The organism is Phenylobacterium sp. RIFCSPHIGHO2_01_FULL_69_31 (genome assembly GCF_001824475.1).
Lineage (GTDB): Bacteria > Pseudomonadota > Alphaproteobacteria > Caulobacterales > Caulobacteraceae > Phenylobacterium.
On record NZ_MHXN01000032.1, the window covers coordinates 1 to 22857 of the forward strand.

Genomic DNA, 22857 nt, shown 5'->3' on the forward strand with positions numbered 1-22857 from the left:
GCGCCGCATCGACAGGCCGAACACATGGCCGCACCGACCAGCTCTGCAACAGCTCAAGAACACCCTTGCCGACGGAGAGCCGTCCACACAGGGTGGAAAGCGGACGTTCACACTCAAGCTGTACTGTTCCGAGGCCTCTGTGGCCCAGTTTCCCTGCGGCCTATCGGGACTTCGCGACCTGTCGCGATCACGATGGCTTTGGGCCTTTGCATCGGCCTCGCTTCCGCAGGATCGCTCTATCTCTGGCCGAGGCCAGATGGAGTGCCGGCGACTGTCTGGGCAGGCATCACTCCCCTTGAAGGGCTTACCTGGAATTGGTGCGAAGGCACTCAGTCTGGGGCGATCAACTGGCGCGCCGACCGAGAACTAGGCTTGAGCCTCTGGCTCGTTCCGGATCGCGCTTGCCACAACGCTCGCGGCGGAGCCGGTCGAGTGATGTCTTGGCATGGCGATGGGCGCTTGAGGTTTCCATTTCACCCGTCCGAGCCGCGGCGCGGCGGTGGCAACGCATGTCCTTTCGAAATCGCACCTGCCGAGCGAGCCAGCATGACAGCGGCGCTCGATGAGGCGATCGCCAGACGTCGGACAGCAATAGGCTTCGGCTTCTCACCGAAGCGCGGACAAGCATCGCCAAACTTGGGTCGCTGCGTACAGAACATGGCGGCGGTGGCTGCGTATCCACTGACGACTGATGGCGCGCGTGGCGCGCCGGTTATCGCGATGGTCCGCCAAGCAGATCCTGCGAACGTCGCATATGGTCGCGATCTGCCCGCGCCTCTGCCGGAGAGATACCGTTGCGCGCCTGCCAGTAAGCAGACCCAGCGGTCGCATGAGAGGGGGGATGCGGCCAATTGGGCTCTCGATGCCTCAATCGGTCGGAAGGAGAATGGTCGGGGGACCCCAGTCGGCCGCCTGCTTTAGGTAAAGTTTATAGCTGCCGCCCGGGCGAGTGAACCGCCGGGCGGGACACGTCGGCCCGTGGCCTTCACCGTCGACCACGCGGTAGGTGATGACGTTGCCGTTTTCTGCGCGGCCTTTCAGCACCTCAATGACTTGGCCGGTGGCGACGCCAACCCTCAAGGACGGTGTGTTGGGGACGGCCAAATAGTCCTCGGTCAAGGCCCGCACCCTGACCACGACGTCGGCTTGATTGAAAGCTCGCGCCTCTGCCCGAGGCGTCACAATCTCCAAGCAAGCAGACGCGGGTGTCGCTGACAGAGCGGCGAAGATCGATATCGGAGCAACGAATGCGCGCATATCCGACACTACGCGCTGCGAGGTTGAAGGTCCGCTAAGGGTCGAACCCGGTCCATAGCGTCGCGCCGAAAAAAGACTCTCGCGACCTAGCCCGCGAATGTCCGGTTGCTGGCCGGAAGCGAAGGACCGCTAGTGGCGCCGAAGAGACCTTGTTGTCTGGCGGTGGCTAGCTGGTCTTCTTGGGCGCCTTGGCCGGCTTTGGCTTAGGGGTGGGTAGTTCGGCCGCCGTCGCGCGCACGAGATCACTGAGCCAGTCCTGACCCTCCCAGCGTTCCGCATCGATCAGCAGGTGGGGCTTGGCGCCGGGGTAGGGTGGGACCTCTTCGGCGTCCGCGGCCAAGACGCGACCGGACGGGGTCGGTTTGATGAAGAGCTGCCCGTCGCCGATGATCGCGACCATCTTGCCGTCACAGTAGACACCGTACTCCCCGAACATCGGCCTGGCGGAAACGGCCCCTGCCTTCGACATCTGATCGACGATGTAGTCCACTGTCTTGCGGTCGGTCGCCATGGCTTATTGTGCTCCGTGGATGGCCGGTTGACGAGGCTCGAACGGCGCCCCCTTCGCCCACCACAGCGACCGAATAGCGTGAATTGAAAGGACGGCGACATGGCTTTGCTCGACCAGCTCAAGGCTGACCAACTCTCGGCCCGCAAGTCGAACGACCGTCTGAAGGCTGACCTGCTCACCACGCTGATCGGCGAAGCGACGCAGATCACGACCGAGGAGTTCAAGCGCGGCATAACGGACGTCACGGACGAAAAGGTCGCCGCAACCGTCGCGAAGTTCCTGAAGAACACGAAACTGACGCTGGAGAACCTTGGCAGCGAGCGCGCGCGCCTGGTGGACGCCGGTGGCGATGCGTCGAAAGTCGACGCGCGCACCAAGGCGGCTGAAACCGAACTGGCGATCCTGTCCTCGTATAGCCCGAAGCAGATGACGGACGCGGAACTGCGCGAGGCCATCAACGATTTCCGGGCCAAGAACCCCGACGCCAACGTCGGGAGCATCATGGCCCACCTGAAGACGAGCTTCGGCGGCCGGTATGACGGCAAGGCGGCCAGCGCGTTGGCCAGGAGTTGAAGGAGGGGGCCCCTCCTTCAGGAGCTAAGCTCTCCCAACCTCCGCTGTGGCTCGGAACGGACGCCTCAGGGATCGGAAGCGCAATGTCTGCTTCTCGCGCTGGTCCCGATGTCTCCTCATCGCGCCGGGCGGTCATTCAGACGGGCGATCCGCTTCGGGCCAGAGAGCGGATATCGCGAAGCGCCGATGTGGGTGGAAAGCGGACGTTACAGCGTCAACAGAACTTCGCTGCCGGTCGCCTCCGGTCAATCCAATTTGAGATGCCAATTGCCGACGTGGTCGATGGAGAACCGATCACGATCATGAACTCTTGCCTGATCGATGACTCGAATGGGCTCAGGAAATAGCCAATGAGGCCATCTGGGCTGAAACGTATCTGCCATGATGGGAGCCAAGGACGCTGCCCAACATCGATGGTCGTTGCCCTGCTCGTCCAGCAAGGACGTGGAAACGACGCCCACAAGGCGCCCCCTATCATTAAAGACCGGGCCACCGCTCATACCGCCCCGGACATCCGCGACAAACTCAAAGCACGGAAATGGCAGAAGCAACCGATCGCGACCTTCGGGATAAATCGCCGTAACCTGACCGGCTGACGATCTCATCGTCCCGTGGATCGTGATGACGTTGTCGCCTGCCGGCAAGAAGGCACCCTCGTTGTCGGCGGAATATCCAACGACCAAGAGTCCGTCGCCTAGGGACGGGAACCGCATCGAGATGTCGCAAGTGTGGACATGGATCGGAGACGTCTGGGTGCCGCAGAGCGCGAGTGTCAAGATCGCAACGTCTGTCGATGATTCAGCCAAGACTTGTTGAACTTTCCAAAGCTGCAATTGGCCCTTCCTGAACCCTGCAAGATAGCATCGCTCCGTCAACATCGCTGGACGGAACCGTTGGGCATATTCTTGAAAAACGTGTGACGCGCCGATAGCGATGCCTTCGCCGACCATGACGGCAGACCCCAGAACATGGGCGACGCCGTTGTCGAAGCCATGCACCGTAAGCACTCGGCCATCAAAGGCTTCGATTGCCTCTTCCAAGGTGTCTATCCGGCCAGGTCGGGCTGCAATCGCGCCGTGCGCCACGAGGATTTGAAAGCCTTCTGCCCAATCCTCGAAGGGGGGTAGGACCGCTGCCTGGATCGATCCGTCTGGGGGCATTAGGTGGTCCTGAAATCTATTGATCGGGACGCTGTGGCGCTCATGGAGAGCAGACATACAGAATGGCCGAGATGGGTCGGTTGCTGCCGTTGGCATTTGGCCAGGATGCGGACATTCACGCTATGTCGCTTTCGAGATGGCTAGCAGGTTCGGGGTTCCACCCGTGGTCGGCGTACGCCCGCCGGTTGATCCAGCGGCCGTTGCCGTGTGCAATTCGATAGACGGAGGGCAGAAGTCGTGGGGCGGAGTTGCGTGATCGTCCTGAATGGCGTCGGGAGCGTCGGCAAGAGCTCAACCGCGCGGGCGCTCCAGGCGATCGCCGCCCGGCCGCTTCTTCACGTCGCGATGGACGCGTTCATCCAGATGATGCCGATGAAGCTGGTGGGTCACGCGGACGGTCTGGTTTTCGAGACGGGCGAGGCGGACGGCGGCCCCTCGGTCGAGATCCGGACGGGGCCGGTCCTGGAGCGGGCGCTGGCCGGCATGCGCCATGCCGTGGCCGCGCTGGCCGATCAGGGCAACGACCTGATCGTCGACGAGGTGATGCTGGGCGACGAGCATCTGGAGTATCGCGCGCTTCTTGCCCGGCACGACCTGCGGTTCGTGGGCCTCTTCGCGCCGCTGGACGTGCTGGAGGCGCGCGAGCGACGGCGCGGGGATCGGGAATTGGGACTTTCGCGCTGGCAGTACGGGCGCGTTCACAACGGTGTCGACTACGACCTGACGCTCGACACGACGCACGCGAGCCCGGCCGAAAACGCAGCGCGCATCTGCGAGGCGTTCGGCCTGGAGGTGACCTCCTAGCCGCGCCCGACGCGTCTACTTCAGTTGCCGATCGCCGACACCTCTGCGGACAAGCTCCGCGCACGTGGGCTGGCTCGGCGAGATTATCCGGAGGGCGCCGTCGGCCTGCTTGCCGACAATGAAGCACCAGAACGTGCGCTTCTGCTGATCGACGATACCTGCATCCGCCCGTAGGTCCGGGGAGATGGACGTCCCCACCGACTGGATCTGGCCCTGAACGATCGGCTTGGGCTCACCCGCGGCAATGATGTGTCGGCCCGGCGCTGCCCGCACGTTCACAGCCATCAGGTGATCCATCGGGGGAAAGGCCTGGCCATCAACCACCACCTGCAATGGCGCGCCGGCGCCATTGACGACATAAACGAATTCGTCCGCCGCTCGCGCTTGCGCTGCCCAGCAGGCAACGGCCACGGACATCGTCGCAGCAACACCTCTCACGCGCGCCCCACTTCACTCACCGTTGATGAACAGTGAAGGTTGAGCCGACCTTGGCAAGCTCGTTTCGGCTTGCCCTCTCCGTACGCGCCGGGAAGCCTCAGTATCGTCGGCGCCTAGGCCGCGGGCGTGCCTTCGGGTTTGTAGCTGGGCTGGTCGATGGCGATCTGGTTGCGGGCGATGGCGGCCAGGGCGGTGAGCAGGCCGGGGGTTTCGACGGTGAGCTCGCCCGCGCGGATGCGGGCGCAGAGCTCGCTGTTCAGTTCGGCGAAGGTTCCGTCGTGGCCCAGGACGGCCGCCATGCCGGCGACGGCGGAGGCCTCGGCGGCGGGGCCTTGCATAAGTTCGCGGGCGATGGTGGCCATGGCGTTGGCGGCGACCCGGGCCAGGAAGGCGTTGCGGGGGTCGAGCGTGGGGCGGATCTCGTCGATCCAGAGGCGGACGGACTCGGCGAGTTCGTCGGTGCGCGGGTGGGTGATCACAGGCCTTCCTCCAGCAAGACGACCAGGTCGGCCTCGGTCTCGGACACGCGCCGGCCGATCATGGGCCGTTCGACCGACTTGGTGATGCCGTCGCGCCAGCTCAGATACATGGTCAGGCACATGACGCCCCAGCGCAGGGAGCCCAGCATCTGCCAGAACCGCACGCGGGAGAGCTCGATGCGCCGCCCGCCGGCCGAGGCGTAGCCGGCCAGGAGGTCCTCGTACTCGCCGAAGCCGCCCACGGGCCGGTCCGGCCGGCCGAAGCGCCAGGAGTTGGTGCAGATCCAGCCCATGTCCTCGGCCGGGTCGCCGATGTGGGCCAACTCCCAGTCGAGGATGGCCGCAACCCCGGCCTGGGGGTCGAACATGATGTTCCCGTTGCGGAAGTCGCCGTGCAGCAGCACCGGCTCCACCGGCGCGGGCACGTGCTTGCGCAGGTACTGGAACGCCAGCTCCAGGATCGGCCGCTCGGCCCGGGTGGCGCGATAGACCTCCTCGTAGCGGTCGAGCTCGGCGGTCCCGTCCACGGCCTTGAGGTTCAGGCCGGGGGGCGGCGGCGTGCGGTGGATGGCCACCAGGGACTCGCCGCACTGGCGCGCGAGACCCGGGCGGACGGCGTCGAAGCGCGGATCGGAGACGATCTTCTTGCCCAGGGTCTCGCCGTCGACGCGGACCATGACATAGGCCTCGCCCAGGCCGTCGGCCTCGTCGCAGACATGGCGCACCTGGGGCACGCGGGCGCCGTTGGCGCCGGTGGCCTGGATCAGCTTGGCCTCGGTGGCGAGGCTGACCGAGCGGGCGGTCTCCTCGTCGAACGGGGCGCTACGGCGGCGCAGGATCAGCCGCTCGGCCCCGCCCGGCGCCTCGAAGGCGAAGGCCCAGGTTTCCATGCTGGCGCCGCCGGAAAGCCGGCCGGCCTCGGTCAGTTTCGCACCCTCCCCGCCCAGTCTTCGGGCGAGCTTTTCAAGCGCTGCGCGAACATCCAATTCCATGACCTGACGGAACCTTGGTCTAATCCTGCGCCATGATCTGGCGGGCGATCGGACGGCTTGTAAACGGCTCTCCCGACGTCAATCCCGCCCAAGAACGCGTTGGGAGAAAACGGCCATGAACTTCGACCTGCCCCAGGACCTCGTGGACTATCTGGCGGAGCTGGACCGCTTCATCGAGGAGGTCATCGCGCCGCTGCAGGCCCAGGACGACAACGAGCGGTTCTTCGACCACCGGCGCGAGCACGCCCGGACCGACTGGGACAACCAGGGCCTGCCGCGCAAGGAGTGGGAGGAGCTGCTGGCCAAGGCCCGCAAGCTGGCCGACGAGGCGGGGCACCTGCGCTATGCCTGGCCGCCGGAGATGGGCGGCAAGGGCGGCAGCCAGCTGGCCATGGCGGTGATCCGCGAGCACCTGGCGGCCAAGGGGCTGGGCCTCTTCAACGACCTGCAGACCGAGCACTCGATCGTCGGCAACAACCCCTTCATCCTGATGTTCAAGGAGTTCGCCACCAACGCCCAGTACGAGCGCGACGCCGACAAGCTCTTGAACGGCGGCATGCGCACGGGCTTTGGCCTGACCGAGCCCAACCACGGCTCGGACGCCACCTTCATGGAGACCCGGGCCGTGCGCGAGGACCGCGACGGCAAGCCGGGCTGGCGGATCGACGGCGAAAAGATGTGGACCACGGGCATGCACGTGGCCACCCACGTGATGGTCTTCGCCAGAACGTCCGGAAAAGATGGAGATGCCACAGGCATCACCTGCTTCATCGTGCCCGCCGACACCCCCGGGGTGAAGGTCGAGGAGTACATGTGGACCTTCAACATGCCCACGGACCACCCGCGGGTCAGCTTCACCAACGTCTGGGTGCCCGAGGACAGCTACTGGGGGCAGATCGACCGGGGCCTGGGGCTGGGCCAGAGCTTCGTGCACCAGAACCGGATCCGGCAGGCGGCCTCCAGCCTGGGGGCGGCGCAGTACTGCATCGACGAGAGCGTGAAATACGCCCGGACCCGCAAGCCCTTCGGCAAGGCGCTGGCCGAGAACCAGGCGATCCAGTGGCCGCTGGTGGAGCTGCAGACCCAGTGCGAGATGCTGCGGCTGCTGATCCGCAAGACCGCCTGGGAAATGGACCGCATGGACCACAAGGAGATCGAGCGGACGATCTCGGACAAGGTCTCCATGTGCAACTACTGGGGCAACCGCCTGGTCTGCGAGGCGGCGGACCGGGCGATGCAGATCCACGGCGGCATGGGCTATTCGCGGCACAAGCCCTTCGAGCACATCTATCGCCACCACCGCCGCTACCGGATCACCGAGGGCTCGGAGGAGATCCAGATGCGCAAGGTGGCCGCCTATTTGTTCGGCTATCTCGGGCCCAAGCGCCGGCTGTTCAACGACCAGGAGGCGGCCCAGGGCGGAGAGTACGTCCAGCCGGTCCCCGCGCACCACAACGCGTCGCGCTGAGGTGAACCGGGACCACCGCCTGGCGGTCTACGGGTCGCTGGCGCCCGGCCAGGCGAACCACCACCAGCTCGCGGGCCTGGGCGGCGGCTGGCAGCCGGGCGTCGTGCGCGGCTGGCTGGTGGACTCCGGGTGGGGCGCGGCGGCGGGCTATCCGGGCCTTCGCCCCGACCCCATGGGCCCGGAGGTGATGGTGCAGCTCTTCACCTCCGAGGACCTGCCCGACCACTGGGACCGGCTGGACGCCTTCGAGGGCGAGGAATACGAGCGGGTCCCGGTGGACGTGGACCTGGGAACCTATCGCGTCCAGGCGCACATCTACGCCCTGAGGCCGGAGCCCTAGGCGGCGGCTTCCTGGGCGCCGTAGCGCTCGTCGAACACGGCCGGCAGGCGGTCGGCCAGGCCCAGGAGCGGGCCCGAGGACAGCAGCAGCACGACCTCGTCGCCCGACAGGCGGTCCAGCGCGGCGATGGCGGCCTCGGCCGTCTCGACGCCCTCCACGGGCACGCCGGCGGCGGCGACCCGGGCCAGGATCTCCGCGAAGCTGGACTGGCTGTGGCTGGCCTCGCCGTGGTGCGGGGGCGGCGCGATCAGCGCCCGGGCCACGCCCTCGAACACCGTGTCGTACCAGGGCAGCGCCTCGCGGTTGCGCCAGGAGAAGGTGTGCGGCTCGAACACCACGGTCAGCGGCCGGTGCGGGTAGTGCAGCAGCATGGCCTCGATGGCCGAGCGGGCCTTTTCGTACGACGAGCCGAAGCCCTCGATGACCGGCACGGCCGAACGCCGGGTCAGGCGGTCCAAGCGGCGGCGGATCCCCTTGAAGCTGGCGACGGCGCGGGCGAGCTGCGCCTCGCTCACCAGGCCGCGCTCCAGCAGATAGGCGCCCACGCCGACGATGTTCTCGACATTGTGCTCGCCCAGCAGGGTCGTGGTCAGCTTCACGCGCCGGCCGCCGGGTCCGACAAGGTCGAAGGACGAGGTCTCGCCGAAGGTCACGGCCTCTGGATACCAGCCGTCGCAGGGAACGGTGTCGTACCAGACGATGCGGGCGGCCGCCTCGCCGGCGATGGCGCGGATGGCCGGGTGCTCGCGGGCGACCAGCAGCCCCTCGCCCGGCAGCAGGCGCAGCAGTTCCACGAACGGCTTCACGTAGTCGTCGAAGGTCGGGAAGACGTTCACGTGGTCGTGGATCAGCGAGGTCAGGAGGACGTCGCGGGGGTGGTAGAGCACGAACTTGGAGCGCCGGTCGGTCGGGCCGACGATGTACTCGTCCCCCTCCAGGATCACCTCGGGCGCCGCGCCCCAATGGCCGGTGTCGGGGAGCGAGGGCGAGATGGCGCCGACCATCCAGCCGGCGTCGACGCCGCTCTCGCGCAGGACATGGGCCAGGAGCGCCGTGCAGGTGGACTTGCCGAAGGAGCCGGCGACCACGGTGTTGCGGCGCAGGGCCGTCGCCTCGCCCACCAGTTCGGGGAAGGTCGTGACGCGCACGCCGCGCCGGCGCGCCTCCTGCACCTCGACGTTCGATTCGCCGCCCAGCTTGGCGCTGGCGCCCAGGACCAGCAGGTCGAGCCCCTCGGACAGATTCGCCGAATCGAATCGCCACGTCACCGGGAAGCCCAGGCCCTCGACGTAGGTCGACATCGGCGGGAAGACGTCCTCGTCCGATCCCGTGATCGAATGCCCCGCCTCGCGCATCATCAGCGCCGCCGCGGCCATGCCCGCGCCCGCGATGCCGGTGAAATGGATGCGCATCCGCCCCTCTTCTCAAAGACTTAAGTCAGGTGATCGACCGATCCGCCGCGTTCGTCCAGCCCCGCGCGACAATCCAACGCTTGGCCGTGGGGCGAGCAAGCTTGGCCTTGGGCTTAAGGGAAGGTTCCAGCGGCCGGCGGCGGTTAACTCGCCCTTAACCACAGCGGCAGAGTTTGACGTCGTCTTCTTTGAAGACACCCCACCATCACCGAAACTGATTTCAGCCCGGCGTCCGCGCCGGGCTCTTTTTTTCGCGCGAGTAGCGGTCGCCGAGGCGGGGGAGGATTGCGGCGCTGTGACAAGCCGTCTGGCGGCTTGCGCAACCCATCGGGTCGCAGTATACGCCCGCCCTCTCGACGTGATCCCCGATAGCTCAGCTGGTAGAGCAGTCGGCTGTTAACCGACTTGTCGCAGGTTCGAGTCCTGCTCGGGGAGCCACTTCGAAGCCTTCCGGACATCGCGAAGATATCCTGGCGCGTCGCCTCGCCGCATCTGGCAGCGCTTTGGCGCGTTCCCATATCCGACGCGTCCACCCCTTTCCCCCCGGCGGCATGACCGATCTTGCGCAACACCTGGCCGCCCTGGGCCCGTTCGCCATCGCCCTGGGCGCCGCGGTGGAGGGACAGACGGCCGTGATCGCCGGCGGCGTGATGGCGCGCCAGGAGATCCTGTCGCCGGCCGTGGTGGTGCTGGCCGCGGCGCTGGGCTCCGGGATCGTGGACTATCTGCTATTCGTGCTGGGCCGCAGCTTCCGGCACACACGATGGGTCAAGCGGGCGGCGGCCAAGCCCGCGTTCGACAAGGCCCTGGTGCTGATCGAGCGCTATCCGACCGGCTTCATCCTCAGTTTCCGCTTCATCTATGGCCTGCGCGCCGCGGGGCCGCTGGCGGTCGGGGTGTCGAGCGTATCGACGCGCAAGTTCGCGATCCTGAACGCCATCGCCGCCGGGCTGTGGGCCGGCGTGTTCGTGGCCCTGGGCTATGCGTTCGGGCCAGCGGTGATGGCGCTGCTGCACGGGATGTTCGCCCACGCCGCCCCGATCGCCGCCGCGGTTGCCGCGGTCGTGGTCATCGGCGGCCTCGCCTATTGGCGCTGGCGCATCTGGACGGACCAGGAGCGCCTCCAGCCCTGACGGTCGGCGGCGGCGGTGCTAGCCTACCGCCATGGCCATCCGCATCCTCCTGCAGACCACCATCGAGACGCAGCCGGACAACTGGCATATCGGCCGGTTCTCACGCCTGCGCGAGCACCTGGCGAGCCTGCCGGACACCGAGGTCGTGGCTCGGGACCGGGCCGCGCCGCCCGGACAGACCGATCCGGTCCTGGGCGGGCTGGACCGCTCGGACTTCAGCCAGCTGTGGCTGTTCGCCGTGGACGAAGGGGACGGCCTGAACGCCGAGGAATGCGCCGCGATCGGCAGGTTCCGGAAGGCGGGCCGCGGGCTGATGGTGACGCGTGATCACATGGACCTGGGCGTCTCGGTCTGCACCCTGGGCGGGGTGGGCAAGGCCCACTACTTCCACTCGAAGAACCCCGACCCCGACGACAGCCGCAACTGCCGCGACGATCCCTACACCACCAACATCGACTGGCCGAACTACCACTCCGGCGCGAACGGCGATTTCCAGGATGTCGAGGTCTTGGCGCCGGCCCATCCGCTGTTCGACGGCGTTCGCCACCTGCCCGCCCATCCGCACGAGGGCGCGGTCGGCGCGCCGACCGACGATCTCTCGGCCCGGGTCGTGGCGCGGGGCCTGAGCCGGGCCACTCGCCGCCCATTCAACATCGCCGTGGCGTTCGAGGCGGGTCCCGACGGCGGCCGGGCGCTGGCGCAGAGCACCTTCCACCACTACTGCGACTACAACCTGGACCCGCGCGACGGCTGCCCCAGCTTCGTGGACGAGGCGCCGGGCGACGGCATGATTCGCGATCCCAGCGCCTTGCCCGAGACCCTGCGCTACTTCACGAACCTGGCGCGGTGGCTGGGGTAGCTACCAGGCGCCCACGTTCGGCATCGAGGCCCAGGGCTCGGCCGGCGGCAGCGCGGCCCCGGTCTGGAGCAGCTCGATCGAGATGTTGTCCGGCGAGCGGATGAAGGCCATGCGCCCGTCGCGCGGCGGCCGGTTGATCACCACCCCGCCGTCCTTCAGGCGCTGGCAGGCGGCGTAGATGTCGTCGACGGCATAGGCCAGGTGCCCGAAGTTGCGGCCGCCCTGGTAGGCCTCCGGATCCCAGTTGTAGGTGAGTTCAACCGTCGGGGCCTTGCTTTCGCGGGCCGCCGCCTCGTCGCCGGGGGCGCACAGGAAGACCAGGGTGAAGCGCCCAGCCTCGTTCTCCACGCGGGAGACTTCCTTAAGCCCGAGCTTGTCACAGTAGAAGTCCAGCGAAGCGTCGAGATCGGTCACGCGGACCATGGTGTGCAGGTATTTCACCGTCGATTCGTCCTCAGTTCGGGCGGCTACTGGCGCCGCTTCGTCGTACGTTGTAAAATCTTATGAATGGACTCGCGCTAAGCGCGACTGTCAGGTCAATTGCAATCTCGGCTCGCTGCGTCAGATTACACCCGCCATCGTTCGTGACCGCAATTTCATTTGCGCTGACATAACGGCGGCATCACAAGCACGGCAGGCCGCGCAAAGTCGGCGATCGTGTGTGACTGGGCGTACCGCGCACGCAGCTGAGATCGGGGATACAGCTTTATGCGTTTGAAGCCACAGTATGTCTTCATCATGGTCCTGGTGGCCGTGGTGGTGCTCTTCTTCGTCGTGCGCTCGCTGTTCGGCGGCGGGGCGGAGAAGGCCGAGGCCAAGGCCCCGGCGGCCAACGCTATGCCCAGCGTACAGGCCAAACTGACACCCGAGACGGTTCGCGAGCTCGAGGTGGTGATGCGCGGCCGCACGGAAGCGGCCCGCAGCGTCGTCGTCCGTTCCGAGACCGCCGGCGTCGTCGCCGCCACGCCGGCCGCCGAAGGCGGGTTCGTGAAGCAGGGCCAGGTGCTGTGCCGCCTGTCCGTCGACGCCCGCCAGGCCAGCCTGGACCAGGCGCGCGCGGCGCTGAAGTCGCGCCAGCTGCAGCGCAAGGCCGCCGCCGAGCTGGCGGCCAAGGGCTACCGCTCCGAGACCCAGGTGCTGGAGGCCCAGGCCAACCTGGACGCCGCCATGGCCCAGGTCCGCGCCGCCGAGATCGCCCTGCGCCAGGTGGACATCCGCGCGCCCTTCTCCGGCGTGTTCGACAAGCGGGACGCCGAGATCGGGACCTACCTCGCGCCCGGCCAGGCCTGCGGGACGATGATCGAGCTCAACCCGCTGCTGATCGTGGGCGATGCGCCGGAGACGGAGGCCGCCCGCCTGCGGGCCGGCGCGCCCGCCCGCGCGCGGCTGGTGGACGGCACGACGCTGAACGGCCGCGTCCGCTACGTGGCCCGCGACGCCGACCCGCAGACGCGCACCTACCACCTGGAAGTGATCGTCCCGAACCCCGGCAACGCGGTCCGTTCGGGCCTGTCGGCCGACCTGCGAATCGCCGCCGGCGCCGGCGCAGCTCACTTGGTGCCCGTATCCGCCCTGGTGCTGGATGCGGCGGGCCGCCAGGGGGTGCGCTATGTCCTGGCCGACGGCCGCGTGGCCTTCTCCCCCGTCACCGTCCTGGACGAGACGCCGGACGGCATGTGGATCAGCGGGCTGAAGGGCTCGGTCAATGTCATCACCGTCGGCCAGTCGTTCGTGGCGGATGGCCAGAAGGTTCGGGTCGCCCAGGTCCGCTAGGACCTCGGCCGGCCAAGGGGAAAGCTGATGATCGGTCCGCTGATCGACGGAGCCATCAAGCGGCGCAAGGTCGTGCTGGGGGTGACGCTGATCGCCGCCCTGTTCGGCCTGTTCGCCTATCTGTCGATGCCGCGGGAGTCCGAACCCGACATCGACCTGCCCTACATCTCGGTGGTGGTCCCCTACCCCGGCGTCTCGCCCGAGGACGCCGAGCGCCTGCTGGTCAAGCCGATCGAGCTGGAGCTGCAGACGATCCAGGGCATCAAGTCGATGAACGGGGTCGCCCGCCAGTCTATGGCGGTCGTGACCCTGGAGTTCGAGGCCGACTTCGACAAGGACAAGGCGCTGGAGGACGTCCGCGCCAAGGTCGACCTGGCGCGCGGCAAGTTCCCACCCGACGCCGAAGAACCGATCATCCAGGAGGCCAACTTCTCGGGCGAGCCGATCATCGGCATCGTGATCTCGGGCGCGGCGCCCGAGCGCGAACTGCACCGGGTGGCCCGCAGCCTGAAGGAGCGCCTGGAGGCGACCGAGGGGGTGCTCGAGGTCTTCATGAGCGGCGGCCGCGAGGAGGTGCTTGAGGTCGAGATCGATCCGCTGCGGATGGAGGCCTACAACGTCACCACGGGCGAGCTGGCCCAGGTGATCGGGCGTAACAACCAGCTGGTGCCGGCCGGCAGCCTGCGCTCGGGCAGCGGCCAGTTCGCGGTGAAGGTGCCCGGCGTGGTCGAGGATCCGCAGGACATCCTGACCCTGCCGATCAAGAAGAACGGCGACCGCCTGGTGACCGTGGGCGACATCGGCGAGGTGCGGCGCACCTTCAAGGAAGCCAGCTCGATCAGCCGGTTCAACGGCCAGCCCGCCTTCATCCTTGAAGTCTCCAAGCGGGGCGGGGCCAACATCCTCGACACCGTGGAGACGGTGAAGAAGGTCACCGAGGCCGAGGCCAAGCGGTGGCCGGCCACGGTCCAGCTCGACTACATCTACGACGAGAGCGAGTTCATCGGCCGGACCCTGGTGGTGCTGGAAAGCGGGCTGATGATGGCCAGCCTGCTGGTCATGATGATCATCGTGGCCAGCCTGGGGATCCGGCAGGGCCTGATGGTCGGCGTCTCGATCCCGATCTGCTTCCTGCTGGCCTTCCTGATGATCAACGGCATGGGCGTAACGCTGAACATGATGGTCATGTTCGGCATGGTGCTGGCCGTGGGCATCCTGGTGGACGGCGGCATCGTGGTTGTGGAGTACGCCGACCGGCGCATGGCCGAGGGCCTGCCCAAGGAGGAGGCCTTCGCCGCGGCCGGCAAGCGGATGTTCTGGCCGGTCGCCAACGGCACCCTCACGACGCTGTGCGCCTTCGTGCCCTTCATGTTCTGGAACTCGATCGCCGGGAAGTTCATGAGCTTCCTGCCGCTGACCCTGTTCTTCGTCCTGGGGGCCTCGATCTTCGTGGCGCTGATCTTCACGCCGGCGCTGGGCTCGATCTTCGCCCGCAAGGCGGCGATCGACGAGGAACACCTGGCCGAGATCGTGAAGTCCGAGCATGGCGATCCGCGCGAGATGAAGGGCTTCATGGGCTGGTACGCCCGGACGCTCACCACCCTCGCCGCCCACCCCAGCCGCTCGCTGCTGGCCGCCCTCCTAGTCGTGGTCGCCATCGGGTTCTGGTACGCCAAGACGCCGCACCGGACGGAGTTCTTCTTCGAGGACGATCCGGAGTTCACCCAGGTCTTCGTGAAGGCCCGCGGCAACCTCTCGCCCGAGGCCCAGGACGCCCTGGTGCGCCAGGCCGAGAACCGGTTGATCGGGATCAAGGGCGTGGAGTCGTTCTACGTCCGCTCCGGCGGCTTCTCGACCAGCGGCGGGCCGAACTCCTCGCCTAACGACACCATCGGCCGGGTGCGCGTGGACTTCCTCGACTACGAGGACCGGCTGGCCCTCGGCCTGCGCGGCAAGGACATCGAGAACGCGGTCCGCGACCGGGTGAAGGACATTCCCGGGTTGCAGATCGAGGTGCGAGGGCCCCAGAACGGCCCGCCGGTCGGCAAGGACATCCAGGTCCAGTTGCAGAGCCACGACCCCACCGCCCTGAACCGCGCCGCCGACATGGTGAAGGCCAAGCTGGCCGAGGATCCGCAGCTCATCGAGCTGGAGGACAACCGCACCTCGCCCGGCATCGAGTGGAACCTGGCGGTCGACCGCGAGGCCGCCGGCCGATACGGCGTCGACGTCCTGTCGGTGGGCCAGACCATCCAGTTCCTGACCGGCGGCGTGCTGATGGGCCGCTATCGTCCGGACGACGCCGAGGACGAGCTGGACATCCGCGTCCGCTTCCCGCCCAGCGCGCGGAACGTGGCGGCCCTGGAGCAGCTCAAGATCACCACGCCCACCGGCCCGGTGCCCGCCGGCTATTTCATCAAGCGGGTGCCGGCGCAGCAGGTCACCCAGATCATGCGGCGCGACGGCCAGCGGATCGTCATCGTCCAGGCCAACGCCATCGACGGCGTGGCGGCCAACCAGAAGATCGCCCAGCTCAAGCCCTGGCTCGAGAAGGCGCCGATCGATCCGGCGGTCACCTGGAAGTTCGTCGGGGCCGACGAGGAAGGCGCCGAGGCGGCTCAGTTCTTCATGGTCGCCATGGCCGCCTCGCTGTTCATGATGTTCGTGATCCTGCTCTGGCAGTTCAACAGCTTCTACGGGGTGCTGGTGACGCTATCGGCGGTGATCCTGTCGACAGTCGGGGTCTTGCTGGGCGTTCAGGTGAACCTGGCCCACACCTTCGACTATGTGTCGGTGATCATGATGGGGACCGGCGTCGTGGCCCTGTTCGGGGTGGTCGTCGGCCACAACATCGTGCTGGTGGATACATTCTATCACCTGCGCCACGCGGGCTACATGGCGGACGAGGCGGCGATCCGCGCGGCAGCCCAGCGGTTCCGGCCGGTGCTGCTGACAACCCTGGTGACGGTGGTGGGCCTGCTGCCGCTGATGTTCCAGGTGCACCCGAACTTCCACACCGGGCACATCGAGTACAAGGCGCCAGGCTCGGAATGGTGGGTCCAGCTCTCGGCCGCGGTGGTGTGGGGCCTGTCCTTCGCCACCCTGCTGACGCTGGTGTTGACCCCGGTGATGCTGGCTGCGCCGAAGGTCTATTCGCGCCGGTTCGGCTGGATGCGCGAGCGGGTGTTCGGCAAGCCCGCGCCGCGCCCTCGGGCCGAGCAGCCGCGTGTCGGCAACGACGACGTGCCCCGCGCCGCCGAGTAAGCCGTGGCCGCAGGACTGACGCACCGCATCGCCGGACCTGCGGACGCCGAGGCGCTGGCCGAGGTGATGGATGCCGCCATCGCCGAGTTGCAGCGCGGGTTCCTGGAGCCGGCCCAGATCGAATCCAGCCGCATGATCATGGGGCTGGACCGCCAGCTCCTGCTGGACGGCACCTATTTCGTGGTCGAGGCGGATGGGCGCATCGCCGGCTGCGGCGGCTGGAGCCGGCGGGCCACCCTCTATGGCGGCGACCACACGCCCGGCCGCGACGCCGCCCTCCTGGATCCCGCGACCGAGGCGGCGCGCGTGCGGGCCATGTACACCCACCCCGCCTTCGCCCGCCGGGGCGTCGGCCGACTGATCCTCGACCTCTGCGAGGCGGCGGCCCGCGCCGAGGGGTTCAGGCGCGTGGAGCTGATGGCAACGCTGTCGGGCCGGGCCCTCTACAGCCAGTGCGGCTACGAGGACATCGAAACCATCGAGGACGCCCGCGGCGGCGCTCCGGTGCCGCTGGTGCGGATGGGCAAGGTCCTGGCCTAGACCGTACGGCCAAGTCTCCGTAGCGACACGTAGGGGACGGTCCCGAATGGTTGCGAACCACGCGGTTGGCTATCTCAATCCCAAGAGCGGTCGCCTCCCCCGGCCGCGACGTTTTCAAGGGATTTCCGATGCCTGCCCCGATCGTGGACCTCACCGTCACCCATCGGCCGAAGGGCGCCTCCGACCGGATCGCGTTCGGCTTCGTCAAGGCGCTGCGGTTCTGCGCCGACACCTTCTTCGCCAAGCGCTATGGCCACCGGGCCGTGGTGCTGGAGACCGTCGCGGCGGTGCCGGGCATGGTCGGCGCGACGCTCAACCACCTGAAGTGCCTGCGCCGGATGGAGAGCGACCGCGGCTGGATCAAGACGCTGATGGACGAGGCCGAGAACGAGCGCATGCACCTGATGACCTTCATCGAGGTCGCCAAGCCGACGGCGTTCGAGCGCTTCGTGGTCGTGGCCGCCCAGTGGGTGTTCTACCTGTTCTTCTTCGGCCTCTACCTGATTTCGCCGAAGACGGCGCACCGGGTGGTCGGCTACTTCGAGGAAGAGGCGGTGATCAGCTACACCCACTACCTCGCCGAGATCGACGAGGGCCGCTCGGCCAACGTCGCCGCGCCGGCCATCGCCAAGCAGTACTGGGGCCTGCCCGAGGACGCCACCCTGCGTGACGTGGTCGAGGTGGTGCGGGCGGACGAGGCCCACCACCGCGACGTGAACCACAGCTTCGCCAACGAGCTGGCGGGCATCAGCGAGCCGGTGATCATCCCCGCCGCCTGGCCGCACCAGCAGCTCGAGCCCCACTGGCGCGAGGCCGCCTGATGGACGGCAAGCTCCGCATCGGTCCCGGCGTCGCCGCCGGGATCGACGAGGACCTGATCAAGGCGCAGGTGCACACGTTCTACGGGCGGGTGCGCCTCGACCCCGTTCTGGGCCCGATCTTCAACGCCGCCATCGACGACTGGGACGAGCACCTGGCCAAGCTGTGCGACTTCTGGTCGTCGGTGCTGCTGATGACCGGTCGGTTCAAGGGCTCGCCCATGGCGGCCCACGCGCGCCGCCCCGATATCAGGAACGAGCATTTCGCCCTGTGGCTGGACCTCTTCGCCCGCACCGCGCGCGAGGTGTGCCCGCCGGAGGCGGCCGAGCTGTTCATCGAGAAGTCCCGGATGATCGGCCACAGCCTGGCCCTGGGCCTGGCGGTCAGCCGCGGCGAGCTGCCGCCGCTGCACGCGCCCCGGCCCGGCTAGGCCTCTCGCGTCTGGCGTCGCCAGAGGGCCGCATACTCTCCCTGGTTGGCGAGGAGCTCGGCGTGGGTTCCCCGCTCGACGATCCGGCCGCGGCGCAGGACCACGATCTGGTCGGCGTCGACGATGGTCGAGAGGCGATGGGCGATCACCAGGGTGGTGCGCCCCGCCTTCACCTTGCGCAGGGTCTCCTGGATCGCGGCCTCGGTGGGACCGTCCAGGGCGCTGGTCGCCTCGTCCAGGATCAGCAGCCGCGGATTGGCCAGCAGGGCCCGGGCGATGCCGACGCGCTGGCGCTCGCCGCCCGACAGCTTCAGGCCCCGCTCGCCCACCCGCGTCTGCATGCCGTTCGGCAGGCCGTCGATGAAGGGGCCCAGCTCCGCGGCGTCGGCGGCGGCCCGCACGTCCTCGGCGCTGGCGTCGGGCCGGGCGAAGGCGATGTTGGCGAAAAGGGTGTCGTTGAACAGGGCCACGTCCTGCGGCACCAGCGCCACGGCGCGGCGCAGCTCGGCCTGGCGCACCTCGCGCATGTCGACGCCGTCGATGGTGACGCGGCCTTCCTGAGGGTCGAGCAGCCGCATCGCCAGCCGGACCGCGGTGGTCTTGCCGGCGCCTGAGGGGCCGACCAGGGCGACGGTCTGGCCGGGCTGGGCGACGAAGCTTACGCCCAGCAGGCCCGACGAGCGGGCGTCGTGCCGGAAACTGACGTCCTCGAAGGCGATGGCCGCCCCCTGCCCGCTGGCCGGCGGCAGAGGCCGCGCGGCCTCGGCGTCGACGATGTCGGGCCGGATCTGCTGCAGGTCGACCATCTGCTCCATGTCGATCAGGCCCTGGCGGATCTCGCGGTACTGGAAGCCCAGCATCCCCAGGGGCGCGTAGAGGCCCGACAGGAGGAGGATCGCCATGGTGATGTCGCCGACCTGGAGACGGCCGCCGGTGACCTCGTAGCCGGCCATCACCGTCATCGCCGCCAGACCCACGTTCAGGATCAGGGACTGGGCCGCGTTGAGCAGGTTCAGCGAACCGTTGGCCTTGGAACTGGCGTCGACATAGCGGCTCATGGCCTGGCCGTAGCTGTCGACCAGCCGCGTCTCGGCGCCGAAGGCCTTCAGGGTCTCGTAGTTGATCAGGGCGTCGGCCGAGAGGCCCGCGGCGCGGTTCTCGGCCTCGTTGAGGTCGCGCCTATGCGATAGGCGCCAGTCGGTGATCTTGAACGTCACCACAGCATAGAAGACCAGGGTGGCGAAGGCGGTGATCGCGAACCGCCAGTCGAGCCGGACCACCATCACCGCGATGGCCAGGATCAGCTCGACGAACGTCGGCCCGAGGCTGAAGATCAGGCTGCGGATCAGGAAGTCGGTGGACCGCGCGCCGCGGTCGATGATGCGCGACAGCGTCCCGCTCTGCTTGGTCTGGTGGAAGTCCAGCGACAGCGAGAGCGCGTGGCCGAAGCTCTCCACCGCGGCGCGGGCCATGGTGGACTGGGAGACCCGGGTGAAGACGGCGTCGCGGGCGAAGGGCGCGCAGGCCGCCACCAGCCGCAGGGCCGCAAACGCGATGGCCAACCCGATGAAGCTGGCGCCCAGCACCACCCCACCCTGCTGGGCTGGCGTCAGGGTGTTGATGGCGTCGCCCAGCATGACGGGCGCCAGGACGCCGCACAGCTTGCCGACGAAGACCAGCACGAGGGCCGCGGCGATCCGCAGGCGCAGCTGGGGCGCGCCGGAGCGCATGACCAGCGCGGCCAGGTCGGCCATGGACTTCCAGAAGTCGAAGCGCGCCTTTTCCGGCTCGACGGCGCCCGGTCCGCTGAACCGGGAATGGGCCATGTGGGCGTGGACCAAAGCTCAGGTCCCGGCGGTCGGCATGTCCACAGGACACGCAAGGATGTAACGCGAGCCCCTCTTCACGACGTGTCCGAAACTCCTTAACCCTGAACCTAGCTAATTGGGCTTGCGCGCCGTGTCGGCAAGCGGCCCCATGAGATTTCCCTGGAGTACTGCGTATGCGGCGTCGGAGCCAACGCCTGGAATCAGCCTGTGTCTTCTGTGGCTCCTCCGACGAGGCGGACCCGGAATTCCTCAATGCGGCCGGAGCTCTGGGCAAGTCGCTGGCCGATGCGGGCATAAGGCTGGTCTACGGCGGCGGTGGCGTGGGCCTCATGGGCGCCGTGGCGCGGGGCGCGCACCATGCCGGCGGCGACGTGCTGGGGATCATCCCCACCTTCCTGGTGGGCAAGGAACGCGCGCTCGAGATGGTCGAGCACATCATCGTCGACAACATGCATGAGCGGAAAATGCTCATGTTCCAGCGGTCCGACAGCTTCGTCATCCTGCCGGGGGGCATCGGCACGCTTGAGGAGGTGGTCGAGCTGCTCTCATGGCGCCGCCTGGACCTGCATGCCAAGCCGGTGGTGTTCTACAACCCGCGCGGCTTCTGGGAGCCGCTGTTCAAGCTGTTCCAGCACACCGTCGACGAGAAGCTGACCCCGCCCGAGTTCATGGCCGCCTGGGTTTCGGTGGAGACCGTCGACGAGGTGGTCCCCGCCCTGCTGGGCCAGGGCCGCGAGCCCTATCCGTCCGAAGCTGCGGTCGGCCGCCGGGGCTGAATTCACAACTGTGGGACGAAAGTCACACGACCGGAGGGATGCGTCAGCCTGACGCATCCGACGCCCGCCGCCGCGCGTAGGGCAAGGGTCGGACGCGCCACGGGCCGTCCAGAACCAAGAAACGGATGACCCTCCCTATGCGCAACCTGCTTCTCGCCGCTGCCTCCCTCACCCTGCTCGCCGGCGCCGCCCAGGCGCAGGACGCCTCCTGGACCGGCGTCTATGTCGGCGTGTCGGCCGGCCTTGCCGATCGCAAGGAAAGCGGTGGCGAGACGATCGGCTTCGACACCAACCTTGACGGCCGCTACGGCGACACGGTCAGCACCGCGGCCGGCGCAAACGCCTTCTCGCCCGGCTTCTGCGGCGGCTCGTACAGCACGAACGCCGCGGCCGGCGGCTGCCGCAAGGACGACGACACGGACGTCGAGCTCAGCGCCCGCCTGGGCTACGACTATCAGATGGGCGCGTTCGTGGTCGGGGGCCTGGTGGAATACACCCAGGTCCAGCTGAACGACGCGGTGACCGCGTTCTCGACGACGCCGGCGGGCTATGCCTTCAACCGCAAGCTCAACGACCTGTGGGCCGTGCGCGCCCGGGGCGGCTATGCCATGGGCGACAGCCTTCTCTACGCCACCGGCGGCTACGCCCGGGGCAACCTGAAGCACAGCTTCAACACGACCAACGGGGTCAACAGCTTCACCCGCTCGGGCGGTGGCGATGCGAACGGCTACCAGATCGGCCTGGGCTACGAGCGCAAGCTCACGCCGAACGTCACAGTGGGCCTGGAATGGCTGCGCACCAGCCTCAAGGACGACGACTATGTGGTCCGTGCGGGCAACACCGGCACGACGGCGGCCACCAACCCGTTCCTGCTGACCAACACGGCCGGCACCGACTTCCTGCGCACGTCGGACAAGTTCAAGTTCGACAGCTACCGCGTGACGGCGAGCTACCGCTTCTAGGCTGCGGCGCCCGCGGCCCGGCGCGCCAGCTGGCGCTGGGCCGCGGGATCGGCGCGCACCTGGTCGAGGAGCCAGGCCCGCAACGCTGCGATCTTGCGCGCGCGCCGACGATCCTGCGGGTAGGCCAGCCAGTAGCCGCCCACATCGCCGATATAGATCTCGAAGGGCTGCACCAGCCGGCCGGCGGCGATGTCGGCGCCGAACATGACGGGCGAACCGATCGCCACCGAGCCGTTCGCCATCGCCGTCGCGATTTCCAGGACCTGGGTGTCCGCCGTGATCCGCGGCCCGCCCCCGGGCTCCGGCGCCCCGCGCGCCACGCCGGCGTTCGCGTACCACGCGCCCCACTCCGCCGCCGAGCCGACACACTCGATCTGCAGCAGGTCCTCGGGCCGGGGATTTGGGCCCAGGGCGGCCATGGCCTGGGGCGTGGCCAGGACGGTCTGGGCCGAGGGAAACAGGAACACCGACTCCAGACCCGGCCACTGCCCGTCCCGGCCGCCGCGGATGCCGACGTCGAACGTCTCCCGCATCAGGTCGACCAGCCGCTGCGAGGAGTCCAGACGCACGGCAATTTCCGGATGCGCCACCTGGAAGGCGCCCAGCCGCGGCGCGAGCCACTGGGTGGCAAAGGTGTGCAGGACCGTGATCGAGAGCACGCCCGCGCCACTCTCGGTGATGTCGCCGACGGCGCTGCGCAGGGCGCCCATGGCCTCGGTGGCGCCGCGGGCCAGGCGCTCGCCCGCCGGCGTGAGGGCCACCTCGCGCGGCAGGCGGCGGAACAGGGCCTGATCCAGCCGCTTCTCCAGCGCCTTCACCTGCCAGCTGACGGCCGCCTGGGTCATGCCCAGCTCCTCCGCGGCGCGCGTGAAACTGCCCAGCCGGGCGGCGGCTTCGAACACGCGGATCGCGCTGAGCGGCAGGGTGGCGAGCGGATCTGACATAAGGCTGACTTATGGATACAGCAGGAGAACCGCTTTGAACAGAAGCCCACTCACGATCATGTTCCCCTTCAGAGACAAGCCCTGGAAGGGAACC

General features: G+C 68.0%; 23 protein-coding genes and 1 tRNA gene. 14 read left to right on the forward strand and 10 right to left on the reverse strand.

Features of this window, described 5'->3' with window-relative positions; genetic code table 11:
• Positions 1-867 precede the first annotated feature (867 nt).
• Together A2790_RS16625 and A2790_RS16630 are read right to left on the reverse strand one after the other, a co-directional pair.
• A complete protein-coding gene (locus tag A2790_RS16625; protein ID WP_293393789.1) occupies positions 868-1119 on the reverse strand; it encodes a hypothetical protein in 252 nt (83 codons plus the stop codon).
• Between the two features lie 304 nt (positions 1120-1423).
• Positions 1424-1768: a TfoX/Sxy family protein gene (locus A2790_RS16630; protein WP_293393792.1), complete on the reverse strand. Its 345-nt coding sequence runs from the start codon at positions 1766-1768 to the stop codon at positions 1424-1426.
• 99 nt (positions 1769-1867) lie between these two features.
• Between A2790_RS16630 and A2790_RS16635 the strand changes: the two genes are divergently transcribed.
• Positions 1868-2341: a GatB/YqeY domain-containing protein gene (locus A2790_RS16635; protein ID WP_293393794.1), complete on the forward strand. Its 474-nt coding sequence runs from the start codon at positions 1868-1870 to the stop codon at positions 2339-2341.
• A 245-nt stretch (positions 2342-2586) separates the two neighbouring features.
• Here A2790_RS16635 and A2790_RS16640 read toward each other — a convergent pair whose 3' ends face one another.
• A complete protein-coding gene (locus A2790_RS16640; protein WP_293393796.1) occupies positions 2587-3381 on the reverse strand; it encodes a serine protease in 795 nt (264 codons plus the stop codon).
• A 372-nt stretch (positions 3382-3753) separates the two neighbouring features.
• On the opposite strand from A2790_RS16640, the gene A2790_RS16645 reads away from it, so the two are divergent.
• Positions 3754-4305 (forward strand): hypothetical protein, encoded by a 552-nt coding sequence (locus tag A2790_RS16645; protein WP_293393798.1) that lies wholly within the window; start codon positions 3754-3756, stop codon positions 4303-4305.
• Positions 4306-4320: 15 nt separating this feature from the next.
• Here the strand turns inward: A2790_RS16645 and A2790_RS16650 are convergent, their stop codons facing one another.
• From A2790_RS16650 to A2790_RS16660, 3 genes are all read right to left on the reverse strand, one after another.
• A complete protein-coding gene (locus A2790_RS16650) occupies positions 4321-4722 on the reverse strand; it encodes a hypothetical protein (RefSeq protein WP_293393800.1) in 402 nt (133 codons plus the stop codon).
• A gap of 134 nt (positions 4723-4856) precedes the next feature.
• The gene (locus A2790_RS16655; RefSeq protein WP_293393802.1) at positions 4857-5222 is read right to left on the reverse strand and encodes a DUF6285 domain-containing protein; all 366 of its coding nucleotides are present in this window, start codon (positions 5220-5222) and stop codon (positions 4857-4859) included.
• A complete protein-coding gene (locus A2790_RS16660) occupies positions 5219-6214 on the reverse strand; it encodes a phosphotransferase family protein (RefSeq protein WP_293393804.1) in 996 nt (331 codons plus the stop codon). Before A2790_RS16660 ends, A2790_RS16655 begins: the two co-directional genes overlap by 4 nt.
• A 115-nt stretch (positions 6215-6329) precedes the next feature.
• Here A2790_RS16660 and A2790_RS16665 point away from each other — a divergent pair, with 115 nt between their 5' ends.
• Positions 6330-7682 (forward strand): acyl-CoA dehydrogenase family protein, encoded by a 1353-nt coding sequence (locus A2790_RS16665; protein ID WP_293393806.1) that lies wholly within the window; start codon positions 6330-6332, stop codon positions 7680-7682.
• A gap of 1 nt (position 7683) precedes the next feature.
• Complete coding sequence (locus A2790_RS16670) at positions 7684-8022, forward strand: gamma-glutamylcyclotransferase family protein (RefSeq protein WP_293393808.1); 339 nt, start codon at positions 7684-7686, stop codon at positions 8020-8022.
• Here A2790_RS16670 and A2790_RS16675 read toward each other — a convergent pair.
• The gene (locus tag A2790_RS16675; RefSeq protein ID WP_293393810.1) at positions 8019-9434 is read right to left on the reverse strand and encodes a Mur ligase family protein; all 1416 of its coding nucleotides are present in this window, start codon (positions 9432-9434) and stop codon (positions 8019-8021) included. The genes A2790_RS16670 and A2790_RS16675 overlap by 4 nt on opposite strands.
• A 362-nt stretch (positions 9435-9796) precedes the next feature.
• Between A2790_RS16675 and A2790_RS16680 the strand changes: the two genes are divergently transcribed.
• The 3 genes from A2790_RS16680 (at position 9797) to A2790_RS16690 (ending at position 11426) form a co-directional block, all read left to right on the forward strand.
• Positions 9797-9872: transfer RNA gene (locus tag A2790_RS16680), tRNA-Asn, on the forward strand.
• A 113-nt stretch (positions 9873-9985) separates the two neighbouring features.
• Positions 9986-10567: a DedA family protein gene (locus A2790_RS16685; RefSeq protein ID WP_293393812.1), complete on the forward strand. Its 582-nt coding sequence runs from the start codon at positions 9986-9988 to the stop codon at positions 10565-10567.
• 31 nt (positions 10568-10598) lie between these two features.
• Entirely contained in the window at positions 10599-11426 is an 828-nt protein-coding gene (locus A2790_RS16690; RefSeq protein WP_293393814.1) for a hypothetical protein, read from the forward strand.
• Here A2790_RS16690 and A2790_RS16695 read toward each other — a convergent pair whose 3' ends face one another.
• Entirely contained in the window at positions 11427-11867 is a 441-nt protein-coding gene (locus A2790_RS16695) for a VOC family protein (RefSeq protein ID WP_293393816.1), read from the reverse strand.
• A 267-nt stretch (positions 11868-12134) separates the two neighbouring features.
• Here A2790_RS16695 and A2790_RS16700 point away from each other — a divergent pair, with 267 nt between their 5' ends.
• The 5 genes from A2790_RS16700 to A2790_RS16720 all read left to right on the forward strand — a co-directional run bounded on the left by A2790_RS16700 (position 12135) and on the right by A2790_RS16720 (position 18252).
• The gene (locus tag A2790_RS16700) at positions 12135-13199 is read left to right on the forward strand and encodes an efflux RND transporter periplasmic adaptor subunit (protein ID WP_293393818.1); all 1065 of its coding nucleotides are present in this window, start codon (positions 12135-12137) and stop codon (positions 13197-13199) included.
• Between the two features lie 27 nt (positions 13200-13226).
• Positions 13227-16463 (forward strand): efflux RND transporter permease subunit, encoded by a 3237-nt coding sequence (locus tag A2790_RS16705; RefSeq protein WP_293393820.1) that lies wholly within the window; start codon positions 13227-13229, stop codon positions 16461-16463.
• 66 nt (positions 16464-16529) lie between these two features.
• The gene (locus A2790_RS16710) at positions 16530-17003 is read left to right on the forward strand and encodes a GNAT family N-acetyltransferase (RefSeq protein ID WP_293394126.1); all 474 of its coding nucleotides are present in this window, start codon (positions 16530-16532) and stop codon (positions 17001-17003) included.
• Positions 17004-17131: 128 nt separating this feature from the next.
• A complete protein-coding gene (locus tag A2790_RS16715; protein WP_293393822.1) occupies positions 17132-17824 on the forward strand; it encodes an alternative oxidase in 693 nt (230 codons plus the stop codon).
• Positions 17824-18252, forward strand: coding sequence for a group III truncated hemoglobin (locus A2790_RS16720; protein WP_293393824.1), 429 nt, complete (start codon positions 17824-17826; stop codon positions 18250-18252). Before A2790_RS16715 ends, A2790_RS16720 begins: the two co-directional genes overlap by 1 nt.
• Here the strand turns inward: A2790_RS16720 and A2790_RS16725 are convergent.
• Positions 18249-20078 carry an ABC transporter ATP-binding protein/permease gene (locus A2790_RS16725; protein ID WP_293394129.1) on the reverse strand — a complete coding sequence of 610 codons (1830 nt, stop codon included), beginning with the start codon at positions 20076-20078 and terminating at the stop codon, positions 18249-18251. The two genes, A2790_RS16720 and A2790_RS16725, sit on opposite strands and share 4 nt — an antisense overlap.
• Positions 20079-20254: 176 nt before the next feature.
• Between A2790_RS16725 and A2790_RS16730 the strand changes: the two genes are divergently transcribed.
• On the forward strand, positions 20255-20857 hold the full coding sequence (locus tag A2790_RS16730) for a TIGR00730 family Rossman fold protein (protein WP_293393826.1): 603 nt from the start codon (positions 20255-20257) through the stop codon (positions 20855-20857).
• A gap of 137 nt (positions 20858-20994) precedes the next feature.
• The gene (locus A2790_RS16735; RefSeq protein WP_293393828.1) at positions 20995-21819 is read left to right on the forward strand and encodes an outer membrane beta-barrel protein; all 825 of its coding nucleotides are present in this window, start codon (positions 20995-20997) and stop codon (positions 21817-21819) included.
• Here the strand turns inward: A2790_RS16735 and A2790_RS16740 are convergent.
• Positions 21816-22763: a LysR substrate-binding domain-containing protein gene (locus A2790_RS16740; RefSeq protein WP_293393830.1), complete on the reverse strand. Its 948-nt coding sequence runs from the start codon at positions 22761-22763 to the stop codon at positions 21816-21818. The two genes, A2790_RS16735 and A2790_RS16740, sit on opposite strands and share 4 nt — an antisense overlap.
• Between the last annotated feature and the right edge of the window lie 94 nt (positions 22764-22857).

Coding starts and splice junctions, on each gene's coding strand:
- A2790_RS16735 (WP_293393828.1), top strand. CDS start 20,995: ATGCGCAACCTGCTTCTCGCCGCTGCCTCCCTCACCCTGCTCGCCGGC.
- A2790_RS16635 (WP_293393794.1), top strand. CDS start 1,868: ATGGCTTTGCTCGACCAGCTCAAGGCTGACCAACTCTCGGCCCGCAAG.
- A2790_RS16685 (WP_293393812.1), top strand. CDS start 9,986: ATGACCGATCTTGCGCAACACCTGGCCGCCCTGGGCCCGTTCGCCATC.
- A2790_RS16740 (WP_293393830.1), bottom strand. CDS start 22,763: ATGTCAGATCCGCTCGCCACCCTGCCGCTCAGCGCGATCCGCGTGTTC.
- A2790_RS16660 (WP_293393804.1), bottom strand. CDS start 6,214: ATGGAATTGGATGTTCGCGCAGCGCTTGAAAAGCTCGCCCGAAGACTG.
- A2790_RS16715 (WP_293393822.1), top strand. CDS start 17,132: ATGCCTGCCCCGATCGTGGACCTCACCGTCACCCATCGGCCGAAGGGC.
- A2790_RS16730 (WP_293393826.1), top strand. CDS start 20,255: ATGCGGCGTCGGAGCCAACGCCTGGAATCAGCCTGTGTCTTCTGTGGC.
- A2790_RS16690 (WP_293393814.1), top strand. CDS start 10,599: ATGGCCATCCGCATCCTCCTGCAGACCACCATCGAGACGCAGCCGGAC.
- A2790_RS16650 (WP_293393800.1), bottom strand. CDS start 4,722: ATGTCCGTGGCCGTTGCCTGCTGGGCAGCGCAAGCGCGAGCGGCGGAC.
- A2790_RS16720 (WP_293393824.1), top strand. CDS start 17,824: ATGGACGGCAAGCTCCGCATCGGTCCCGGCGTCGCCGCCGGGATCGAC.
- A2790_RS16675 (WP_293393810.1), bottom strand. CDS start 9,434: ATGCGCATCCATTTCACCGGCATCGCGGGCGCGGGCATGGCCGCGGCG.
- A2790_RS16705 (WP_293393820.1), top strand. CDS start 13,227: ATGATCGGTCCGCTGATCGACGGAGCCATCAAGCGGCGCAAGGTCGTG.
- A2790_RS16630 (WP_293393792.1), bottom strand. CDS start 1,768: ATGGCGACCGACCGCAAGACAGTGGACTACATCGTCGATCAGATGTCG.
- A2790_RS16665 (WP_293393806.1), top strand. CDS start 6,330: ATGAACTTCGACCTGCCCCAGGACCTCGTGGACTATCTGGCGGAGCTG.
- A2790_RS16700 (WP_293393818.1), top strand. CDS start 12,135: ATGCGTTTGAAGCCACAGTATGTCTTCATCATGGTCCTGGTGGCCGTG.
- A2790_RS16710 (WP_293394126.1), top strand. CDS start 16,530: ATGGATGCCGCCATCGCCGAGTTGCAGCGCGGGTTCCTGGAGCCGGCC.
- A2790_RS16725 (WP_293394129.1), bottom strand. CDS start 20,078: ATGGCCCATTCCCGGTTCAGCGGACCGGGCGCCGTCGAGCCGGAAAAG.